At 69.7% G+C, this 20,652-nt stretch carries 16 protein-coding genes and 2 pseudogenes; 11 read left to right on the top strand and 7 right to left on the bottom strand.

Features of this window, described 5'->3' with window-relative positions; genetic code table 11:
- Positions 1 to 13: 13 nt before the first annotated feature.
- Positions 14 to 2,008, bottom strand: a complete 1,995-nt coding sequence (locus K3769_RS34660) for a hypothetical protein (protein WP_267030185.1) — start codon at positions 2,006 to 2,008, stop codon at positions 14 to 16.
- A gap of 418 nt (positions 2,009 to 2,426) precedes the next feature.
- On the opposite strand from K3769_RS34660, the gene K3769_RS34655 reads away from it, so the two are divergent.
- The gene (locus K3769_RS34655) at positions 2,427 to 2,876 is read left to right on the top strand and encodes a DUF6924 domain-containing protein (protein ID WP_267030184.1); all 450 of its coding nucleotides are present in this window, start codon (positions 2,427 to 2,429) and stop codon (positions 2,874 to 2,876) included.
- 450 nt (positions 2,877 to 3,326) lie between these two features.
- Here the strand turns inward: K3769_RS34655 and K3769_RS34650 are convergent, their stop codons facing one another.
- Entirely contained in the window at positions 3,327 to 4,187 is an 861-nt protein-coding gene (locus K3769_RS34650) for an enoyl-CoA hydratase/isomerase family protein (protein WP_267030183.1), read from the bottom strand.
- Positions 4,188 to 4,373: 186 nt separating this feature from the next.
- Between K3769_RS34650 and K3769_RS34645 the strand changes: the two genes are divergently transcribed.
- Positions 4,374 to 5,018, top strand: coding sequence for a TetR/AcrR family transcriptional regulator (locus K3769_RS34645; RefSeq protein ID WP_267030182.1), 645 nt, complete (start codon positions 4,374 to 4,376; stop codon positions 5,016 to 5,018).
- A 369-nt stretch (positions 5,019 to 5,387) separates the two neighbouring features.
- Here the strand turns inward: K3769_RS34645 and K3769_RS41235 are convergent.
- A pseudogene (locus K3769_RS41235) lies at positions 5,388 to 5,636 on the bottom strand (LysR family transcriptional regulator substrate-binding protein); the annotation flags it as partial.
- 61 nt (positions 5,637 to 5,697) lie between these two features.
- On the opposite strand from K3769_RS41235, the pseudogene K3769_RS41230 reads away from it, so the two are divergent.
- A pseudogene (locus tag K3769_RS41230) lies at positions 5,698 to 6,090 on the top strand (SDR family NAD(P)-dependent oxidoreductase); the annotation flags it as partial.
- A gap of 17 nt (positions 6,091 to 6,107) precedes the next feature.
- Positions 6,108 to 6,572: an SDR family oxidoreductase gene (locus tag K3769_RS34640; protein ID WP_267031669.1), complete on the top strand. Its 465-nt coding sequence runs from the start codon at positions 6,108 to 6,110 to the stop codon at positions 6,570 to 6,572.
- A 329-nt stretch (positions 6,573 to 6,901) separates the two neighbouring features.
- Here the strand turns inward: K3769_RS34640 and K3769_RS34635 are convergent, their stop codons facing one another.
- Positions 6,902 to 7,510, bottom strand: coding sequence for a hypothetical protein (locus tag K3769_RS34635; RefSeq protein WP_267030181.1), 609 nt, complete (start codon positions 7,508 to 7,510; stop codon positions 6,902 to 6,904).
- A 431-nt stretch (positions 7,511 to 7,941) separates the two neighbouring features.
- Between K3769_RS34635 and K3769_RS34630 the strand changes: the two genes are divergently transcribed.
- Positions 7,942 to 8,802 carry a glycoside hydrolase family 16 protein gene (locus K3769_RS34630; protein WP_267030180.1) on the top strand — a complete coding sequence of 287 codons (861 nt, stop codon included), beginning with the start codon at positions 7,942 to 7,944 and terminating at the stop codon, positions 8,800 to 8,802.
- Between the two features lie 106 nt (positions 8,803 to 8,908).
- Here the strand turns inward: K3769_RS34630 and argB are convergent, their stop codons facing one another.
- Together argB and K3769_RS34620 are read right to left on the bottom strand one after the other, a co-directional pair.
- Positions 8,909 to 9,850: an acetylglutamate kinase gene (gene argB, locus K3769_RS34625; protein ID WP_372515184.1), complete on the bottom strand. Its 942-nt coding sequence runs from the start codon at positions 9,848 to 9,850 to the stop codon at positions 8,909 to 8,911.
- Positions 9,851 to 9,912: 62 nt separating this feature from the next.
- Positions 9,913 to 10,860, bottom strand: coding sequence for a methionyl-tRNA formyltransferase (locus K3769_RS34620; RefSeq protein ID WP_267030179.1), 948 nt, complete (start codon positions 10,858 to 10,860; stop codon positions 9,913 to 9,915).
- A gap of 86 nt (positions 10,861 to 10,946) precedes the next feature.
- Between K3769_RS34620 and K3769_RS34615 the strand changes: the two genes are divergently transcribed.
- The 5 genes from K3769_RS34615 (at position 10,947) to K3769_RS34595 (ending at position 17,843) form a co-directional block, all read left to right on the top strand.
- Positions 10,947 to 12,293 carry a lysine N(6)-hydroxylase/L-ornithine N(5)-oxygenase family protein gene (locus K3769_RS34615; RefSeq protein WP_267030178.1) on the top strand — a complete coding sequence of 449 codons (1,347 nt, stop codon included), beginning with the start codon at positions 10,947 to 10,949 and terminating at the stop codon, positions 12,291 to 12,293.
- A 128-nt stretch (positions 12,294 to 12,421) separates the two neighbouring features.
- Positions 12,422 to 14,116, top strand: a complete 1,695-nt coding sequence (locus K3769_RS34610; protein ID WP_267030177.1) for an ABC transporter ATP-binding protein — start codon at positions 12,422 to 12,424, stop codon at positions 14,114 to 14,116.
- Positions 14,113 to 16,110 (top strand): ABC transporter ATP-binding protein, encoded by a 1,998-nt coding sequence (locus K3769_RS34605; protein ID WP_267030176.1) that lies wholly within the window; start codon positions 14,113 to 14,115, stop codon positions 16,108 to 16,110. The genes K3769_RS34610 and K3769_RS34605 overlap by 4 nt, the downstream gene beginning before the upstream one ends.
- Positions 16,110 to 17,177, top strand: a complete 1,068-nt coding sequence (locus K3769_RS34600; RefSeq protein WP_267030175.1) for an iron-siderophore ABC transporter substrate-binding protein — start codon at positions 16,110 to 16,112, stop codon at positions 17,175 to 17,177. The genes K3769_RS34605 and K3769_RS34600 overlap by 1 nt, the downstream gene beginning before the upstream one ends.
- Before the next feature lie 138 nt (positions 17,178 to 17,315).
- The gene (locus tag K3769_RS34595; RefSeq protein WP_107020103.1) at positions 17,316 to 17,843 is read left to right on the top strand and encodes an NUDIX hydrolase family protein; all 528 of its coding nucleotides are present in this window, start codon (positions 17,316 to 17,318) and stop codon (positions 17,841 to 17,843) included.
- Between the two features lie 537 nt (positions 17,844 to 18,380).
- Here the strand turns inward: K3769_RS34595 and K3769_RS34590 are convergent.
- Complete coding sequence (locus K3769_RS34590) at positions 18,381 to 18,875, bottom strand: GbsR/MarR family transcriptional regulator (RefSeq protein WP_267030174.1); 495 nt, start codon at positions 18,873 to 18,875, stop codon at positions 18,381 to 18,383.
- 172 nt (positions 18,876 to 19,047) lie between these two features.
- Here K3769_RS34590 and K3769_RS34585 point away from each other — a divergent pair, with 172 nt between their 5' ends.
- On the top strand, positions 19,048 to 20,613 hold the full coding sequence (locus tag K3769_RS34585; protein WP_267030173.1) for a GMC family oxidoreductase: 1,566 nt from the start codon (positions 19,048 to 19,050) through the stop codon (positions 20,611 to 20,613).
- The last annotated feature ends 39 nt before the right edge of the window (positions 20,614 to 20,652 follow it).

Here is a 20,652-nt window from a genome sequence, read left to right as displayed (position 1 = left end):
GTGCCGGGCCTGGTCAGTTCTTCTCGCCGACGTTGTTCGTCCGGGGGCCCGAATTGACGGCGGCATGGTCGATCTGGTTGACGATCTGGGTGGGCATGAACAGCGTCCGGAAGGCCTCGGCGCGTCTCGTGTCGCCGTCGCGGGCGATCTCCAGGGCGATCTGCAGGCGTTCGGCCTCGCGCTCCTTGAGCAGGTTGTCGGCCGCCTGGGAGCGCAGGGCCTGTTCCTGCAGCCCGGTCGAGTAGGCGTCCAGGCCCTGCCCTTCGCCGAGGAAGGCGTCGACGGTGATGCCGTCGGTGCGCATGACGTGGTGCTCGGCCGCGGTGATGATGCCGGGCAGGGTGATGGTGCGGCCGTCGGGCGCCGTGTAGTCGCTGGTGTAGGTGGGGTTGACGGCGGGGGCGAGGTCCGTCCCGTCGGGTGTTCCGGTCCGTACGAAGCCGGGATGCGTGTCGCCGGCCAGGTCGCGGGTGGCGGCGATCAGACCGAGGATCTTCTGGCGCACCGGAGTGATCTGGTCCTCGGCGAGGAGACGGGGCAGGAGGGAGTCCATCTCGGCGAGGGGCACCTCCTCGCGGGATTCCCTGTGCCCGCTGAAGAAGGCGACCCGGACGTCGACCAGGTGCAGGACGGCCGCGTACTCCTGGTTCATCTGCCGGAACAGGAAGTTGAGGGTGCGGCTGGTGTTGATGTTCTCGATCGTCCGCTCCACGGCGGACTCCTCGCCCTCCTCCAGCTTCAGGTCCATGCTCGTGTCGACGGACACCTCCCGCCGCGCGGAAGCCCTGGAGGCGTTCTTGCCGACCGCGCTGGTGAGGTTCTTCGCGAACTCCTGGCGCGCCGAGGTGTTGCTGCCCGCCACTCCCCCGCTGACCGAGGCGCTCGCACTGCCCCATCCCCAGGAGCCCTTCGCCGAGGCCGACGCCTGCGCGTTGTACTCGAAGCTCTTGGCCGACTGGCTCTGGTCGGACTGCTCCGCGGTGACGGACTGCTCGAACTCCCGCTCGCTCTCGTCGCTGGTGGAGTCCAGCACCGAGGACGTCGACTGGATGCTCTGCGAGGAGCGCTTGTAGGTGCTCACCCGCATCGTCGTGCGTTCCCCCGGCAGCAGCGTGAACGTCTTGATCACCCGACCGGGACCGTAACGCAGCGGTACGGAGGTCATCCGGTACGTCTCCACAAGCAGCAGACGCGGCCCGGTGTACCGGGCGTCGGGTACGAAGCGGAACGTGAAGGCGCCGCTGCCCGTACGGGTGGCGGTGAGCTGACGGCCCTGGTGCATCTCGGAGATGACGCCGTCCATGTCGATACCGCCCAGCGCCTCACGGAACGCGCCCACCGAGGCGGCGTCCGTCGGCACCTCCAGCAGCGGGAACACCCCGGGTGTCCGGACGCCGAGGTCCCGCAGGTCCAGGAAGGCCTGCCGGATCCGCGCGGACGACAGGAGCGGCGGCATGGTCCGGCAGGACGGGGTGATCCGGTGGGTCACCGGATCCTCGTGGCCCACCACGAAGAGCCGCCGGTTGATGCCACGCGGCCATTGCTCGTTCTCCGCGCTGGCCGGAATCGGCATCGTCCCGCAGAAGAACGCCAGCTGCCACCCGCTCAACGCGTTCTCCAGCGCGGCTCCCATGTCCAGGTGGAAGGACACGGCGTCGACTCCGGCGATGCTCACGCTCACGTGCAGGATCCGTCCGCCGAACCGGGTCAGCTGCTCGACGTCGGTGGTCACCACCGTGCCGGTATTCCAGGACAGCTGTGCGATCGACCGCCGGTCCTCCGTCGACACCTGGCACGACAAGGACATGGCCATCCCGCCCTGCAGGGCGAGCCGGAACTGCCCGGCCGCCACCTCCGCACGGCGTTCCAGCCGGTAGGTCACACCGAAGTCCCGCAGCCACGCCCCGTCCGGCACGGGCAGCTCCAGCACGTGGCTGCCCTCGAAACTGGTCGTCTCCGCGACGGCCCCGGACACGCCCTCCAGCAACCCGGCAAACAGATCCGCCACAGCCAGTCCCCCGCCCCGCCCGCGCGCCGTCCCTGCCGGATCGACACCGTCCCAGGAATATGCTCCTGACACACCGGCACCGGCAAGGATCAGTAACCGCCAACTCGCTGACGCTGCGAGGGCGTTGCGAAAAACATCCGCCGGACCGTTTCACGCGTCCCACCGGCCGCCGCACCCCTGCTGAACACGGACGGGCCCCGCACTCCGCCCGCCTCCGTTCGCCTGCGCCCACGTCACACCCGTGATCCCCGCCCGGACCGCCCTGTCCGGAACCGATCATCGGAGCCGGTCGCAGCGGCGCTTGGGCCGGTCAAGGGTCGAGGCACCCGACCCGCGGGTTTCCCTCTGCGAGAGGATTCCCGATCCATAGAAGCTGCAGAGCCAAAAGAGGCTGCAGAGCCAAACGGAAAGGCTGAGCATGAAGTTGAGGCCATCCATCGGTGATCCCGAGCTGGACGCGGCTCTGGTGGTACGGACCGACTACGGAAACGAGCCCATATGGCGGGCCATCGTGGCAGAGCTGCGGCAGCCGTGGGGCGAGGACGACGAGCGTGAGGCACTCGTGCACATCGTCGACGATCCGGTCTGGTCCGACGCGACAGTGGAAGAGGTACGGGCGGTGGCGCGAACCAGCGACAGAACGGTCTTCCTGGCCGACTCCACAGCCATGAACCACTCACACTTCGCCCTGTTGGCGATCGACCTCGACGTGACCGAGGGGACGGCACCGGGAGAAGACACCTTCCGCCTGGAACCCGCCGCAGTACAGGAAGTCCACATGCAACGCTTCATCGCCAACGTCGGCTTCACCGACTACGTCGAGCAAGCCGCACGGGACTCGGACAACGTCGTGTGGTCCCCGTACTGACGCGTACTTACGCGCGCATCGCCGCGGGTCTTTCCGCGTGAGGGGAGCTGCGGCTCCGCGGCGTGATCACCCAGGCTGACCTCGTGGTCCACGTCGGCGTCTGGTGCTTCCAAGGAGCCCCACGGCGACCGGAGTTCTTGGTGCCGGGCATGATGTCGCGGCTCAACAGAGCTTTGTAGCAAGCGAGTTGTGGTCCGGCTACGGGCCACGACGGAGGAGGCAGCACATGAACGCGAAGGCGGAGGCAGATGGGCCCATGACGCGGGATTCCTGGGCCGTGGTCACCGGATCGACGAGCGGGGACGGCGACCCTCTGGACGTGCTGATCAACAATGCCGGCGGAGGGGTGTTCGCGCCAAGGTGGACGGGGGTCGCTTCCTCCGGCCCGGACGTGCGGGGTGGCGGCGGAGGCGCGATGACGTCGGACGACGTGGTCGGCCTCCGCCGTTCTCACCACGCCTTGCGCTCAGCGGCCTCCTGGGCGACCTTCGAGTCGATGCCGCGGGCTTCCTTGGCGCCCAGCATGGACAGGCCCTGGTGTGCGATGTGGAAGCCGAGATCCTCGCTGATGAGCTTCTGCCACGGCCGGGCAAGGATGGCGTGGGTCATACGCCGTGCGAAGCGCGGTCGCTCCATCATGGCCTCGGCCAGTTCCCACGCCCGCTCAAGGAGCGCGTCACGGGCCAACACCTCATTGACAAGGCCGAGTTCAAGCGCCTTGGGTGCCGGGATCGACTGTCCCGTGTAGACGTAGTAGGCGGCGCGCTTCGTTCCCATGAGCGCCTGCAGGACCAGTCCGAGGCCGTCACCGGGCGCGGTGCCCGCGAGGAAGTGAGGGTCCATCAGGTCCGCGTCCTCGGCAGCCAGCGTGACATCGCACAGCAGGGCGAACTCCGTGTGGACGCCAGGGCCGTTGATCGCCGCGATGGTGGGGATCTCCAGGGAGCTGACAAAGTTCTCGACCAGCTTCGAGGCGTCGTAGAGCTGCTGGTAGATGTACTCCGACCCCTCCTCGTGGAGAGGCTTCTTCCACACTTTGCTGGGACTTCCGGAGAACCACCGGTCACCGGTGCCGGTCAGGATCAGAACCTCGTTCTCCTGATCGTTCCCGATGTCCTGCCAGACCCGGTTCCAGGCGTTGTGAGCCGCCCAGTTGTGGACGTACGTGCCACCGTCCGTGTGCATCCTCACTTCGAGGATGCCATCACGACGTTCCATGGTGAAGAAGTCGCTGTACCTCTTCGAGTACTCCTCCAACGGAATCGGCGGCACATGCCCCGCCCACCTGTCGTTCAGACTCTCCCGCGACATGCGCTTTCCCTTCGGGACGTTCAAGGCATACGAGACGTTCAGAACAGTCGAGGGGGCCCACCTCTTAAAGCAACACTAGCATTACTTTAAGGAGGGCGGGCTGTCGCCGTCGCAGCCGTCCGACGGTTACGGGCAGGTATCCTCGTCGTACACATCCGCACCCGGACACGGAGATCAGACCCACCCATGTCGGAGCAGTCAGAGCCCGCGCCCACAGCGCGGACACGTCCTGGGGGGCGCACCGCGGCGGTCCGGCAACGGATTCTTCGGGCGACGATCGAGCTCGCGGCGCAGCACGGTGTGGAACGCCTGAACTACGAGGAGATCGCCCGCACCGCCGGGGTCAACAGAGTCACGGTCCACCGGAACTGGCCGGACCGGAACCAGCTCCTGCAAGAGGCCCTCGCCGAGTACGCGGCAGACTCCGTCCCCCTTCAGGACACCGGTGACATCTACACGGACCTCACCGACTACCTGTGCTCGATGGCAAGCACAGGAGAGTCCCCGGTCGGACGGGCATTACTGCAGACGGCCATGTACTCGGGCGACGAACCGGTGATCCGTGAGCTGGGACTGCGCCTGCTGGAGCAGCGGCTCTCCTCCTTCCAGTCGCTGCTCGACCGCGCCGTGGAACGGGGGGACCTCCCGCCGGTCGACGCCGCGTTCCTCAACCAGATGCTCTCCGGCCCGGTACACCTGCACCTGACCCGAGCCCGGACACCGTTCACACGCGAAGACGCACAGCGGATAGTCAGGTTCGTCCTCGCGGGAGCACGCGCCACGGCCGACGTTCCCGTACCCGATCACTCGGGCACGGAGCCCACTGCATAGCGGCTGCAACGGCCGCAGCGGGTACCGAGCAGCACACCGGCGTACGTCGGGCGTGCGTGAGCCACTGAGGCGCTGTCACCAGCACGGTGAGAACACGCATCGGTGTACGGCGCGCTCCACCGGCGGTCGCTCCACCGGCGGGCCGGGCGCCGGGGCTCCGAGCCCCTCGCCGAAGTCGATCAGGAGGGCAGCGGGATCGCCGGTCCGGCCGGCCGCACCATCTCGCGGACTCCCACTGGCACGTGCCGCCGGTCATAGAGGAGCGACGTGCGGAGCGGTTCCTGACAGTTCAACGGGACGAAGGTCACGTCGGGGGCGCGTACTGGGAGAGGCTGCGTGGCTGCACACCGGTACCGAGTCCGGTAGCGATCAGGCCAGTGCCGGACGCCGGGCCAGTGGATGATCGCGGTGCATCGCGGCGGCCAGGGTTTCCTCCGCGCGTTGTGTGGCCTCGATCCGCGGGGGCCGCGACGGCAGGACGAATCCACTGGTCAACGCGAGTTGGATCGTCCCCTGCAGTAGTTGCGCGAGAGCGTCTTCGAGTCGGGTCTCCCGGATCTGGAGTCGGACGCGAGGCCGGTCGGTGGCGAATCGTCCCAGCAGGGCGACGAGGTGTGCAGGCGGAACCGCATGAACTCACCGTGCTCATACTCTTTTCAGGTCGAGGGGTCGCAGGGGAATGCGATACGGACACCAAGAGGCCGAGGAGCGACGATATGAGTTTGAGCGGAAAGGTGGCGCTGGTCACGGCTTCCTCACGGGAATCGGTCGTGCCATCGCGGTACGCCTGGGCCTGGACGGTGCGAACGTAGTGGTCAGCTATCACTCGAACAAGGCTGTCGCGCGGGAGGTCGTCAGCGATGTAGAGCGGTTGGGCGGCAGGGCGTTGGCTGTACGGGCCGACCTCGCCACGCCGCAGGACATCACCCGCCTTTTCGAAGAGTCGGTGAGCGAGTTCGGCGGTCTCGATATCGTGGTGAACAGTGCGGGCATGCGGGCATGCGGGCCTTCGGGCCTTCGGGCCTTCGGTGATATCGCCGATTTCCCTTCCGCTGAACTCGATCGACTGCCGGCCGTCAATATCTCAATATCAAGGGCAGCTTCCTTGCCTTGCAGCAGGCGGCGAACCTTGTTCGCGACGGAGGCCGTGTCGTCAATATGTCCACAGGCCACACCAAGCGCCCGGGCCCCCGTGTCGCCGCATACGCCGGCACCAGAGCGGCGGTCGAGTACTTCGGACACGTACCGGCCAAGGAGCGGGGGAGCCGGCAGATCACCGTCAATGCCGTACTTCCGGGCCCGACCGACACCGATGGTCTGTCGCCGGAGTTCCGAGCGAACGCCGAGGAGTTCGTCGCACAGACACCTCCGGGTCGGCTCGGGCGCCCCGGCGACATCACCGATGCCGTCGCCCTTCTCGTGAGTGACGACGCGCGCCGGGTCACGGGCCAGACGATCGCAGCCACGGGCGGCCTAGTTCTGAGGAATCCCCCGAATGCTCGCTCAGAGGGCCAGAGAGACGGGGGCTCGATGCCGAGCAGAAGACGGTCGTGATCCTCCTCGGCGACACAGGGGTTGAGCCCGGCATAGCGCATCCCCGCGGACACGTGAAAGGTCCCGTGACTCCGGTCACGTGGTCGCAATCCGGGCCACTTGGCCGGTGGCGATCCACGCCCGCGTCCGTCCCGCCCGCGTCGGCGTGACGGGGTTCCTGGCTCAGGTCCGTCAGGCCACGGTGGGCTGCGTCTCGGTGGACCGCCGGCGGAGTCGACCGACGGTGCCGGGAGACGGCCCCGCGTGCCACGTCGAAGCCCTGAGAGCCGTCGACGACTGGCTTCCGGCCTTGATCTTGATCAGGCGGGACGTCTCGCGAGGCCGTCGGGTCAGATGGTCGGGGTGTCGTCGACAACCGGCTTGTGGAGCTCGACGACCGGCTTCCACCCCGCGGAGAACTCGATGAAGTCCGCACGCGTGGGGTAGGTGTCGATCGCGCGACGGTCACGCTTCGGACTGTCGCCCCCCTTGCGCCCTCGCGGAATCTGCTCCTCGAAGATATCGACCTTCACGTCGGGAACCTCTTTGAGTGCCTGGCGCCAGATCTGCACGACGTCGGCGCCGAACGCCTGCCGGACCGCGGCGTAAAGAGCCGTGAGGGCTCCCTTGTCGCCACCCGGGACGAAAAGCGCCAGGTCCAGCACGACCCCGGCGGACTGGAGTACCTCGATGGTCCCCGAGCCCTTTTCGTCAGCCAGGTAGATTCCGGCTTCGTCCGCGTCGTCAGGAAGGCAGGAAACCTCTTCCTGGAATACGGTCCTCACCGTGACCGAGCCGCCCTCGAAATCCTCACCGGACCTGGTCAGAAAGGCGGGCACATAGCAACCGGGAATTTTGAGTTCCGCCGTGTCGGCGGAAACGAAGAGCCTGTCTTTCACGCCGAGCTTCGTCACCTCTTCCAGCGAGAGGCGGCGAGCGGCGATCTTCTCCGTGTTCACGATTTCCCTTTCAGGTTGCACTGTCCCTCCGAACGAGGACGTTACCACGAAACACTGAGGTCAACTGCCCAATGTTTGCTGGGTAAATGGCCGGACCGGTCGTCGCAATTCGGCCCGTTGGGCAACACCGAGGAAGCACGGGAGAGCTTATGGTAGATATCGCCCATATCTCCTTGGGGAGGGGCGGTGGGGTGGTCGGGGTAAGGCAGACCATTCGCCGCGCATTGCGTGCGGACGGGGCTCACGCCGGGGCTTGTGTGCGTCGTATGGTCGAACGGTGACCGTACGAGGCAGATGGGGCTGGAGGGACGGCAGGTCCGTACCTATGTCTTGACACTGCTCTCGTTCACTTCTTAGAACGAGAGCAGAAGCATTCCCCCCACCTCAGTGGGCGCGCCCCCGCACAGGGACGCCCTACGGAAGGGAGAGTCGTGGCTCCACCACGTCTGCTCCGCAAATGCCTTCTCGCCGCGCTGCCCGCCGCCCTCGTCGCGGCCGCGTCCGTCGCCCCCACCGCCCACGCGGACCCCACGCCGCGGGCGGCCCAGGCCGTGACGTTCTCCGACACCTTCGACGGCGCCGCGGGATCGGGCGTCGACACGGGCAAGTGGCAGGTCGAGACCGGCGACAACGTCAACAACCACGAGCGGCAGTACTACACGGCCGGGAACAACAACGCGAAGCTCGACGGCCAGGGCCACCTGGTCATCGAGGCCCGCCGCGAGAACCCGGGCAACTACCAGTGCTGGTACGGCACATGCGAGTACACCTCGGCCCGCCTCAACACCTCGGGCAAGTTCACCGCGACGTACGGGCACGTCGAGGCGCGGATGAAGATCCCGCGCGGGCAGGGCATCTGGCCGGCGTTCTGGATGCTCGGCCAGGACATCGGGCAGGTCGGCTGGCCCAACTCCGGTGAGATCGACGTCATGGAGAACGTCGGCTTCGAGCCCGGAACCGTCCACGGCACGCTGCACGGCCCCGGTTACTCCGGCTCCGGCGGCATCGGCGCGGGCTACACACTGCCGGGCGGCCAGGCCTTCGCGGACGCCTTCCACACCTTCGCGGTGGACTGGGCACCGAACAAGATCACCTGGTCCGTGGACGGCACCGTCTACCAGACCCGCACCCCGGCCGACCTGAACGGCAACACCTGGGTGTTCGACAAGCCGTTCTTCCTGATCCTCAACCTCGCGGTGGGCGGCTACTGGCCGGGCGATCCCGACGGTTCGACCAGCTTCCCGCAGCAACTGGTGGTCGACGAGGTGAAGGTGACCACCAGCGACGGCTGACGCAGCCGTCGGAGCCACCCTCTGAAGGGTGGCTGCCCAGGAGCGTTCAAGACCCGAACACGTGCTGCCCGACCGGGAGGTCTTCCCGGCCGGGCACCCGTGCGTGTCAGCTCCCCGGGGCCGGCGCGGGCGCCACCCGCGCGACCCCCTCCACCTCTGCCCCCCGCGCCGTCGGGTCCGTCTGGTCCGTCGGGTCCGGGACGATCGTCGTGCCGGAGCCGGCACCGCCGACCAGGCCGTCGAGCAGGGAGTGCGGGGCGCGCCCGTCCAGTACCCGGGCCACCCCCACCCCGCCCCGGACGGCCCGCAGACAGGCCTCCATCTTGGGTCCCATCCCGCCGTCCAGCCCCGGCAGTACCCGCTCCAGCTCCGCCGCCCCGATCCGGTCGACGACCCGCTCGTCGCGCGGGAAGTCGGCGTACAGGCCCGGCACATCGGTGAGGACGACCAGGACCCGGGTCCCCAGCGCGGCGGCCAGCGCCCCGGCCGCCGTGTCCGCGTTGACGTTGTAGACCTGCCCGTCCTCGCCCCGGCCCACGGAGGAGACCACCGGGATGTGGCCACCCTCCAGCAGGAGGCGTACGACAGCGGTGTTGACGCGCGCCACATCCCCGACCAGGCCGATGTCCACGCGCTCCCCGCCGACCTGGGCGTACCGCTTGACCGCGGTGAGGGTGCGCCCGTCCTCGCCGCTGAGGCCGACCGCGTGCGGCCCGTGCTCGTTCAGCAGTCCGACCAGGTCCTTCTGGACCTTGCCGGACAGCACCATCCGTACGACCTCCATGGTCTCGGGGGTGGTGACCCGCAACCCGCCCAGGAAGTCGGACCGCAGACCCAGCCGGTCCAGGTGGGCGGCGATCTGCGGCCCACCGCCGTGCACCACGACCGGCCGGACGCCCGCCCGGTACAGGGTGAGGACGTCCTGGGCGAAGGCCCGCCGGAGCGTGTCGTCGGTCATCGCGTGACCGCCGTACTTGACGACGACCGTGTGCCCGCGCAGGGGTTCAAGGGCCACGAGCCGCTCGGCGAGGCCGACGGGCGCGGCGATCCGGGTCACCCCGTCGGCCACCGCCGCCCGGGCCACCGCGGCGTCGGCCAGCCCGGCGGCGCTCACGGGCGACCCGTGAGATAGCCGCCCATCGTGCGGAAGTAGTCCGTCGCCGCGTGCTCCGCCCCGTCCTCGGTGCGGACCCGCTTGACGACCAGCCCGCGCAGCCGCCCGTTCCTCGCCTCCGCACCGGCGACGATGACGACCCCGTCGCCCTCGCGGATGAAGATGCGTCCCGGCGTGCCGCCGTAACAGCCCTCCGAGACCGCGGACTCGACGATCCGCAGCCGCTTCCCGCGGTGGTGGGTGAAGGCGTTCGGGTACGGGTCGCACTGGGCCCGTACCAGCCGCTCGATGTCCTCGGCCGGCCAGGTCCAGTCGATCCGGCTGTCCTCCAGGGACCGCTTGTGGAAGAAGCTGGCCCGGCTGCGGTCCTGCGGTATCCACCGGGCGCGGCCCGAAGCGATCAGATCGAGGGACTCGTGCACGACCGGGCCGATCAGGTCGACCGTGCGGTGGAACAGGTCGGCGACGGTGTCGGTCGCGCCGACCGGCACGGCCCGCTGCAACAGGACGTCACCGGCGTCGAGTTCGGCGTTCATCCGGTGCGCGGTGACCCCGACCTCCCGCTCCCCGTTGATCAGCGCCCAGATCAGCGGCGAGAAGCCCGCGTAGGCCGGGAGCAGCGAGTCGTGGATGTTGAGCGTGCCGTGGGGCGGCAGGTCGAAGACCTCCGGTGGCAGTACGGTGCGCCAGTTGTTGGCGACGATCAGGTCCGGCTCCGCCTCCTTGAGTGCGGCGAGGAGCTCGGGGTCGTCGGGCCGGTTGCGCAGCAGCACCGGCACGTCGTGCTTCTCGGCGAGGTCGGCCACCGAGTCGTCCCAGATCTTCTCGTACACGTGGTCGCTCTTGGGGTGGGTCACGGCCATGACCACCTCGTGGTCGGAGTCCAACAGAGCCTGGAGGGTGCGATGCCCCCAGGTCTGGTAGCCGAACATGACGACCCGCATAGTCGATCCTCCCTTAGGACACACCATTGCAAGGTAAGGCTAACCTTATTTAAGATCTGTGGCGCCTAGGGGAAGGAAAAGTTGCGGTGAACGCACTGCACGACGAACCGGACGCCGTCCTTGACGTGCTCGGTATAGGGTTTGGGCCGTCAAATCTCGCACTGGCCATCGCGGTTGAGGAACACAACGCCCAAGCCGCTCCGGAGGACCGGATCCGCGCGGGATTCCTGGAGCGTCAGCCGTCGTTCGGCTGGCACCGGGGCATGCTCATCGAAGACGCCACGATGCAGGTGTCCTTTCTCAAGGACCTGGTCACCATGCGCAACCCGACCAGCGACTTCAGCTTCCTGTGCTTCCTGCGGGAGCGGGGCAGGATGGTGGACTTCCTCAACGCCAAGACGCTGTTCCCGTTGCGGATCGAGTTCCACGAGTACTTCGAGTGGGCGGCGGCGCGGGTGGCGCACCTCGTCCAGTACTCGGACGAGGTCGTGTCCGTCGATCCGGTGACCGGCCCCGACGGCGAGATCCGCTATCTGGACGTCGTCAGCCGCGTACCCGGCGAACCGGGCAGGACCGTCACCCGGCGGGCCAGGAACATCTCGGTGGCCGTCGGCCTGGAGCCGCATCTGCCCCCGGAGACGGCCCTGTCGGACCGCATCTGGCACAACAGCGAGCTCGTGCCGCGCGTCCGTGAGCTGAACGCCTCCGGTGACGGCCGCGCGGTGGGCCGTGTCCTGGTGCTCGGCGCGGGCCAGAGCGGCGCCGAGGCACTCGACTACCTGCACCGCTCCTTCCCCGAGGCCGAGATCTGCGCGATCTTCGCCAAGTACGGGTACACACCCGCCGACGACAGCCCGTTCGCCAACCGGATCTTCGACCCGGAGGCCGTGGACGTCTACTTCCGGTCCACGCCGGAGGTGAAACAGTCCCTGGTCGACTACCACCGCAGCACCAACTACTCGGTGGTCGACATGGACCTCATCGAGTCGCTGTACGCGACGATGTACCGCGAGAAGGTCCAGGGCCGCGAGCGGCTGCAGCTGCGCAACGTGTCCCGCATCCGGGACGTCCGCGGCTTCGACGACCACCTCGAGGTCACCGTCGAGTACCTCCCCACCGGGGAACGGGAGGTGATCTCCGCGGACCTGCTGGTCCACGCGACCGGTTACCGTCCAAGGGACCTCGACAGCCTGCTGGGCAGAACCGCGAAACTCTGCCTGCGGGACGACAAGGACGCCGTGCGCGTCGGGCGCGACCACCGCGTCGAGCTCACCCCCGATGTCTCGGCGGGCATCTATCTGCAGGGCGCGACCGAGCACACGCACGGTCTCACCTCGACCCTGCTGTCCACCACGGCGGTACGGTCCGGCGAGATCCTGGAGTCCCTGATCGCCCACCGCGCGGGCGACCTGGCGGTGACGGCGGCCGGCTGAGAGCCCCACCCGTACGCGGGCGCGGCAGCACGGCCTCGTCCTGCCACGCCCGCCCTGGGCAACGCCTTGGTCAGGAACTTAGAGTAGCCTCACCTAAGTTTCCTTCGTCCGATCCCGGAGGGTCACAGGTGAGTCCTACATATCCGTCAGGACGTGACGTCCTGCGGGAGTCGGTCAGGGAGCAACGCCGGGACGTCGGTCTCGGCGCACTGCTCGCTTCCGGACACCAAGTCGGCGAAGCCCTGGTTCCGGTGCTGATCGGCGTGGTGATCGACCGGGCCGTCACCGGCTCCGACACCGGCGCCCTCCTCCTGTGGCTCGGCGTGCTCGCCGTGGTCTACGTCGGGCTGGCCCTGTCCTTCCGCTTCGGCGCCTGGGCCGGCGACCGGTCCGCGGTCCGGTCCGAACACTCCCTGCGCCTCGCCCTCGTACGACGCGTACTGCACCCCGGCGGTGGCGCGGAGGAGGGCAGGCTGCCCGGAGCGCTCGCCAACATCGCGACCGAGGACGCCAAGCGGGTCGGCGGCGTCAACACGGCCGTGATGTACGGGATCGCGTCCCTGGCCGGCATCCTCACCTGCGCCTTCGTCCTGCTGCGTACGTCGGTGCTGCTCGGTCTGGTCGTCCTGCTCGGCACCCCCGTGCTGCTCTGGCTCGGGCATCTGCTGAGCAAGCCCCTGGAGACCCGCAGCGAGGCCGAGCAGGAGCGGGCGGCACACGCCTCCGCCGTCGCCGCCGACCTGGTGGCCGGCCTGAGGATCCTCAAGGGCATCGGCGGCGAGTCGGCGGCCATCGCCCGCTACCGCACCACCAGCCGCGACTCCCTTGCGGCCACCCTCAAGGCGGCCCGCGCGCAGGCCTTCCAGAGCGGCATGGTGCTCTCCCTGACGGGCTGCCTGATCGCCCTCGTCGCCCTGGTCGGCGGACGGCTGGCCGCCGAAGGCAGCATCAGCCTCGGTCAGTTGGTGTCGGCGGTCGGCCTCGCGCTCTTCCTGGTCGGCCCACTCGAAGTGCTCGCCTGGGTCAACGCCGAACTCGCCCAGGGCCGCGCCTCGGCCGGCCGGGTCGCGGAGGTCCTGGCCACCCCGCGCGGCGTCACCGCCGGCGAGCTGAGCCTGCCCGCACAGGTGCGCGGCGCCCTGCGGCTGACCGGCGTCAGCCACGGCGGACTGCGCGAGGTGGACCTGGACATCGCGCCCGGCGAACTGCTCGGAGTGGTCGCCACGGACCCCGCCCACGCGAGCGATCTGCTGCGCTGCCTGGCCCGGCGGGCCGACCCCGACGCGGGCACGGTGGAACTGGACGGCGTGTCCCTGCGGGACCTGGATCCCGCCGAGATGCGGACGGCCCTGCTGGTCGCCGAGCACGACGCGGACCTCTTCGAAGGCACCGTCCGCGACAACGTGACGGCCGCCGCCCCCGCGTCCGGCGACCCCGGACCCGCCATGACGGCGGCCGGGGTCGTCCAGGTCGCGCAGACCCTGTCCGAGGGCGAGGACACCGCGGTCAGTGAGCGCGGTCGCTCGCTCTCCGGCGGACAGCGCCAACGGGTCGCGCTGGCCCGCGCGTTGGCCGCCGACCGTGCCGTGCTCGTGGTCCACGATCCGACCACGGCGGTCGACGCGGTGACCGAGGCGGGTATCGCGGCCGGTCTGCGCGAGGTCCGCAGGGGCCGCACCACGGTGGTCGTCACCACGAGCCCCGCACTGCTCGCCGTGACCGACCGCGTGGTGCTGCTCGACGGCGGCCGGGTCACCGACACGGCCCCGCACGCCGACCTGATCGCCCGTCATGAGACCTACCGAGCGGCGGTTCTGGCATGACTGACACCGCCACCGGCCTGCGCGAGGACAGCACCGCGGACCGCGAGCCCCAGTGGCAAGGCACGCCACCCCCCGCACGCCGCCAGTTGCTGCCCACCGCGCCCCAGGCCCGTACCCGTGCCGCCGTCCGCGAACTGGTGCGCCCGCACCGGCGCCTGGCCCTCGGCGGGTTCGCTATGATGGTCGCGGCCACCGCCGTCGGCCTGCTGGTCCAGCCGCTGCTCGGCCGCATCGTGGACCTGGTCGCCGAACACCGCCCGCCGGGAAGCATCACCCTCCCGGTCGTCCTCTTGGTGCTGGTCGCCCTCGCACAGGGCGCAACGACCGTGCTGGGACTGGCACTTGTGTCCCGGCTCGGCGAGACCGTCCTCGCGCACCTGCGGGAGCGGTTCGTCGAGAAGGCGCTGCGGCTGCCGCTGGAGCAGGTGGAGAGGGCGGGGGCGGGCGACCTCACCGCGCGCGTCACTCGGGACGTCTCGGTGGTGGGCGAGGCGGTGCGCTCGGCCCTGCCCGAACTGGCCCGCTCCCTGCTGGCCATCGTGCTGACCCTGGCCGCGATGGCAGCGCTGGACTGGCGGTTCTTCCTCGCGGCGCTCATCGCGGTGCCCGTCCAGGCCTCCACGGCCCGCTGGTACGTCCGCAACGCCGTGCCGCTCTACGCCGAGCAGCGGATCGCCACCGGCTCCCAGCAGCAGCAGTTGCTGGACACCATCGCGGGCGCCGGCACCGTACGGGCGTTCCGTCTTGAGGACGAGCACACCGCGCGGGTGGACCGGCGTTCGTCGGCGGCGGTCGAGCTGACCCTGCGCGGCGTACGGCTGGTGCTGAACTTCTACAACCGGCTGCACGTGGCGGAGTACGCCGGACTCGCGGCGGTCCTCGTCACCGGGTTCCTGCTGGTGCGCGCCGGGTCGGTGTCCATCGGTACGGCCACAGCCGCCGCGCTCTACTTCCACAGTCTGTTCTCGCCGGTCAACCAGGCTCTCGTCCTCCTCGACGACGCGCAGTCGGCGACCGCCGCGCTCGCCCGCCTCGTCGGAGTCGCCGACCAGCCCTCCCCCGAGCCGTCGCCGCACGGGCCGTCCCCGTCCGGACCCTCCTCCGAGGCCGAGGCCGAGGCCGCGTCCGCGGACACGGACGCGCACGGCACGGTCACCGTGACGGGCATCCACCACGCCTACGAGCCGGGCCGCCCCGTCCTGCACGGTGTGGACCTCACCCTCCACGCGGGTGAGCGGGTGGCGCTGGTCGGCGTGAGCGGCGCCGGCAAGACCACGCTGGCCAAACTCATCGCGGGCGTCCACCGTCCGACGAGCGGGTCCGTGCACGTGACGGCCGACGACGGCGCTCCCCGGGACGGCCTGCCGGTCGCGCTGGTCACCCAGGAGACGCATGTATTCGCCGGGCCCCTCGCGGACGACCTGCGGCTCGCGCGGGCCGGCGCCACCGACGACGAACTGCGTACGGCACTGGCCGCGGTGGACGCCCTCGACTGGGCCGGGGCCCTGCCCGACGGTCTGGACACGGTCGTCGGCGACGGCGGACACCGGCTCACCTCGGCCCAGGTCCAGCAACTCGCCCTGGCCCGCCTGGTGCTGGCCGATCCCCCGGTGGCCGTACTGGACGAGGCCACCGCCGAGGCGGGCAGCACCGGCGCGCGGCTCCTGGAGCAGGTGGCCGACCGGGCGGTCGAGGGCCGCACGGCGCTGATCGTCGCGCACCGCCTCACCCAGGCCGCCACCGCGGACCGCATCGTCGTCATGGACGGCGGCCGGATCGTGGAGAACGGCACCCACGACGAGCTGTGCGCCGCGGCCGGACCCTACGCCTCCTTGTGGGCGGCGTGGTCCGGCACCCGCGGCACGGCCGAGCGGACCCCCACGCACCACCCCGGCCCGCACAGCGCCACCCGTCACGGCACCACCGGCCAAGACGGCACCACCAGCCCAGACCGCACCACCAGCCCTGACACCACCACCGTGAAGGACCACTGATGCCCGGCTCTTCCAGAGGCGCACGCCTTGTCGCGACGCTCGCCTGCGCGCTCCTCCTGTTCAGCACCGCGGCGGCCTGCGGCTCCGACGACGACTCCGGGTCCGACGCGGCGGGCGCGGACAAGTCCGCCGCCGCGAACAGCGCCTTCCCGGTGACCCTGGCCCACAAGTACGGCGACACCACCGTCAAGTCCGAGCCGAAGCGGATCGTGACGGTCGGGCTGACCGACCAGGACGCCGTCCTCGCCCTCGGCAAGGTGCCCGTCGGCACCACCGAGTGGCTCGGCGGCTACAAGGGCGCCATCGGGCCCTGGGCCACCGGCAAACTGGGCAGCGGGAAGACCCCGACCGTACTGAAGGACACCGGCACCGGCCCGCAGACGGAGAAGATCGCCGCCCTCAAGCCCGATCTGATCCTCGCGGTCTACGGCGGCCTCACGAAGGACCAGTACACGACCCTCTCGAAGTTCGCCCCGGTCGTGGCCCAGCCCAAGCAGTACAACGACTTCGGTGTGCCGTGGCAGCAGCAGACCGAGATCATCGGCAAGGCGCTCGGCCGGGAGTCCGAGGCGAAGGACCTTGTGAAGGGCGTCGAGTCCGAGTTCGCGAGTGCCGCCAAGGACAATCCGAAGTTCGCCGAGTCCACCGGCGTGATGGCGACCCCGTACGAGGGCATCTTCGTCTTCGGCAGCCAGGACTCGCGCTCGCGGGTCCTGACCGACCTCGGTTTCAAACTGCCGACCGACCTCGACAAGGTCATTGGTGACAAGTTCGGCGCCAACATCAGCAAGGAGCGCACCGACCTGCTGAACACCGACGCCGCCGTCTGGATCGTCGGGGACAGGGCGAAGGACGAGGCCAAGCTCCACAAGAACGCCCTCTACGGCGACCTGGACGTGGTGAAGCAGGGCCGTGAGGTCTACGTCGAGGAGACCAGCGACTACGGCAACTCCGTCTCCTTCGTGTCGGTGCTGAGTCTGCCCTACATGCTGGAGCGCCTGGTGCCGCAGCTGGCCGCCGCCGTCGACGGCGACACCGCCACGAAGGTGACCGAACCGACCTCTTGAGAGTGACCTCGCGATTGCCGCGGGGCCCAGCGGACAGAAGGTCCGGGGCCACGGATGATCCGTGGCCCCGGACCACGCTGTGTCGGGCGACACGCTCGCGACACCAGAGGCTGAAAGTATGATCAACCAATGTCTGACATGACCGAAACCACGCCCGGCTGGCTGCCCCACGACGAGCTGGAGCAGGCACGCGCCCGTATGCCGATCCTGTACGTCGAGGCCGTGCCGGTACGCGTCGACGACAGCGGCGAAGTGACCAGCATCGGACTGCTGCTCCGCATGGGATCGGGCGGAGCGGTCAGCCGCGCGCTCGTCTCCGGCCGGGTGCTGCACCACGAACGGGTCAGGGACGCCCTGCTGCGCCACCTTGAGAAGGACCTCGGCCCGGTCGCGCTGCCCCGCATCCCGGCCTCGCTGCAGCCCTTCACCGTCGCCGAGTACTTCCCGACGCTGGGGGACACGCCGTTCCACGACCCCCGCCAGCACGCGGTGTCGCTCGCCTACATCGTGCCGGTGACCGGCGACTGCCGTCCCCGCCAGGACGCGCTCGACCTGGTCTGGTTCAGCCCCCAGGAGGCCTCGTCCCCCATGGTCCTCAACGAGATGCCGGGCGGCCACGGCGCTCTGCTCAAGCAGGCCCTCGCACACATGGGCGCCCTGTCCTGAGGACGGCGCAGGAATCGCTGTTCGGCGGCCCGGCGTCCCCTCAGCCCGTGGGAGCGGACGTCGGCGTGGCAACAGGCGCCGGAGCAGGCGTCGGTGTGGGCGCCGGAGCAGGCGTGGGCGCCGGCGGAGCGATCCCGAACCGCGCGGCGTTCTCCGTCAGCTCACGCCACACCTCGGGCGCCACGGGAATCCCCCGTACGCCCCGCACGGGCGTCCCGGTTCCGGGCGGCCGACGGCAGCGCGAGTTCCCGCGGATGCCCGGGCAGACCGCGGTCGAAGCGGGCGAACGCGCGGCTCGTACACGGATCGAGAATCCGTGCGACGGCAGCCGACGGTACAGCCGGGCCGGAGAAGCTCACCCCTCCTGGAACGCAAGGGGGAACTGCCCGCCGGAGGGCACCCATGCGCGGGTCCACTCCTCGGGTCACGTCACCCGGACGTCCACCGGGAAGGGAAGGACGGTGGAACACCTGTCGGCCGATGACCGGACGGGCAAGGGCTGACCCCAGCCGATCCGCTCCGGGCAGGGAGCCGCACCTATCCGGCGTGCAGTCGCTGGTACTCGCCCACCAGCCGGCTCAACTCCCGCACCATGAAGGCGTAGTAGGCATGCATGTCCCGCAGCCGCGCCTGCTGCGCCTCCGGCATGTCCGCCCCCCGCTCCTGCACGATCCGCGCGAGTTCGAACAGCTGCTGGGTCTGGTCGAGTTGATGCTGCAGGCAGCCGCTCCACGCGTCGTCGCGCCATACGTAACCGGCCTGGCGCACGCCGGGCACCTTGACCCGTTCGACCGTGCCGTTCGTGATGAGCAGGCGGGTCATCTCCGACACCGAGCCCTTGCTGGCCCCCAGGGCCTCCTGCAGCTCGGACATCGTCATGGGGTCCGGGCTGAGCATCAGGACGCCCCCCAGCCGTCCGGCCATCGGCGGCCACCCCATCGCCCGCCCGATCCGCTGCCCGAAGTCCTCGACCAGCAGTTCATCCACCCCCGCCGAGCCCTCGCCCTCCATGGCCGAACCCCCCGCGCGCATGGCCGAAACGTCGTCGGCGGCTGGCGACACCGATCCTCCCGTACGGAAAAAAATGAAAATTCATTCTTGACTGAACTTTCCTGATAGGTCAGATTACCAGCATCCACGCAGGAGTCACCGGCGCGGGACGCTCCCGTATCGGCGCGGGACGCTCCCGTATCAAGGAGTCCAGATGGCAGAACATGATCGCGATCTGATCGTCGTCGGCGCGGGTTCCGCCGGCGCGGTGCTCGCCGCCCGCGCCGCCGCCCGCGGCCGGCGGGTCCTCCTGCTGGAGGCGGGCCCCGACCACCGCTCGGCGCAGCTGCCGGAACCATGGCGCTCGCCCAATCCCGTGGTGGCCCTGATGGACCCCGCGGCCTCGGAACATCTCGTGTGGACGGGTCTGAACTCCTCGCGCACCGAGAAGCAGCAACAGGCCCCGTACTGGCGCGGCCGTGGAACGGGCGGCAGTTCGTCCGTGAACGGTCAGATCGCCATCCGGCCGCCGATGGAGGACTTCGAGGAATGGGTCCGGCTCGGCTGTACCGGCTGGACGCCCGAGGACGTGCTGCCGTACTTCTCGATGCTGGAGGACGACGAGGAGTTCGGGGACCGGCCCTACCACGGCCGCGGCGGACCGACCCCGATCCACAGGATGCCGAAGAGCGCCTGGGGAGGCGTCGACCGGGCCCTGGCCGACTCGGCCCTGGCGGCGGGCCACGGCTGGGCTCCCGACGTCAACGCCCCCGGCGCCACCGGCGTCTCGCCCTACCCGATCAACTCCCGTGACGCGCGCCGCGTCACCGTCAACGACGGCTACCTCGAACCCGCGCGCGAACTGCCCGGCCTCACCGTCCGCGGCGACGCACTCGTGGACTCCGTCGTCTTCGAGAACGACCGCGCGATCGGTGTCCGGGTGGTGATCGACGGGGCGATCGTCACGGAGTACGCGGACGAGGTGATCCTCAGCGCGGGGGTGATCCACTCCCCGGCGATCCTGCTGCGCTCGGGCATCGGCCCCGCCGCCCGGCTGCGGGAGCTGGGCATCGAGGTCCGGCAGGACCTGCCGGTCGGTCTCGGGATGCAGGACCACGCGATGACGGTGCTCTCCCTGCCGTTGCGGGCCGAGGCCGCCATCAAGTCGCCGCACGACCGGCACACCAACGTCTGCGTGCGCTGGTCCAGCGCCTCGGGTACGCACTCCGACGACCTCATGTTCGTCTCGCTCAACCAGAACGTGCTGGCCATGGCCACGGCGAACGCCGAGTCGCACTCCGGCGGTTTCGGTGTCTGGCTGAACCGCACCCACTCGCGCGGCGAACTGACCCTGGTCTCCACCGATCCTTCGGCACACCCGTACGTCGCCCAGCGGATGCTCTCCGACGAGCGTGACCTCGCCCCGATGCGGGAGGGCGTGCGCGCCCTCGTCGAACTGAGCGGCCGTGCCGAGACGGCCGCCGTCCTCGGCGGTTCGGTCGAAGAGGCCAACCGTCCGCTGTTCGAGGCCCTCGCGAACGACGGCGACCTCGACGACCATCTCCTGTCCACCGTCATCGACGCCCAGCACGGCACGAGCACCTGCCGGATGGGGGCTCCCGGAGCCCCCGACACGGTCGTCGACCCGGCGTGCCGGGTGCAGGGTGTCCGGGGTCTGCGGGTCGTGGACGCCTCGATCTTCCCCGCCGTGCCGCGGGCCAACACCAATCTCGCCGCCATCATGACCGGCGAACTCATGGCCGCCCGGCTCGACGCGTGAATCGCACCCTCACCGAGACATCTCGACCCGCCCCGTACC

It is taken from the genome of Streptomyces ortus (assembly GCF_026341275.1).
Classification (GTDB): Bacteria; Actinomycetota; Actinomycetes; order Streptomycetales; family Streptomycetaceae; genus Streptomyces; species Streptomyces ortus.
The sequence above is the reverse complement of the archived record's forward strand: the minus strand, read 5'-3'. Positions and strand labels throughout refer to the sequence as shown.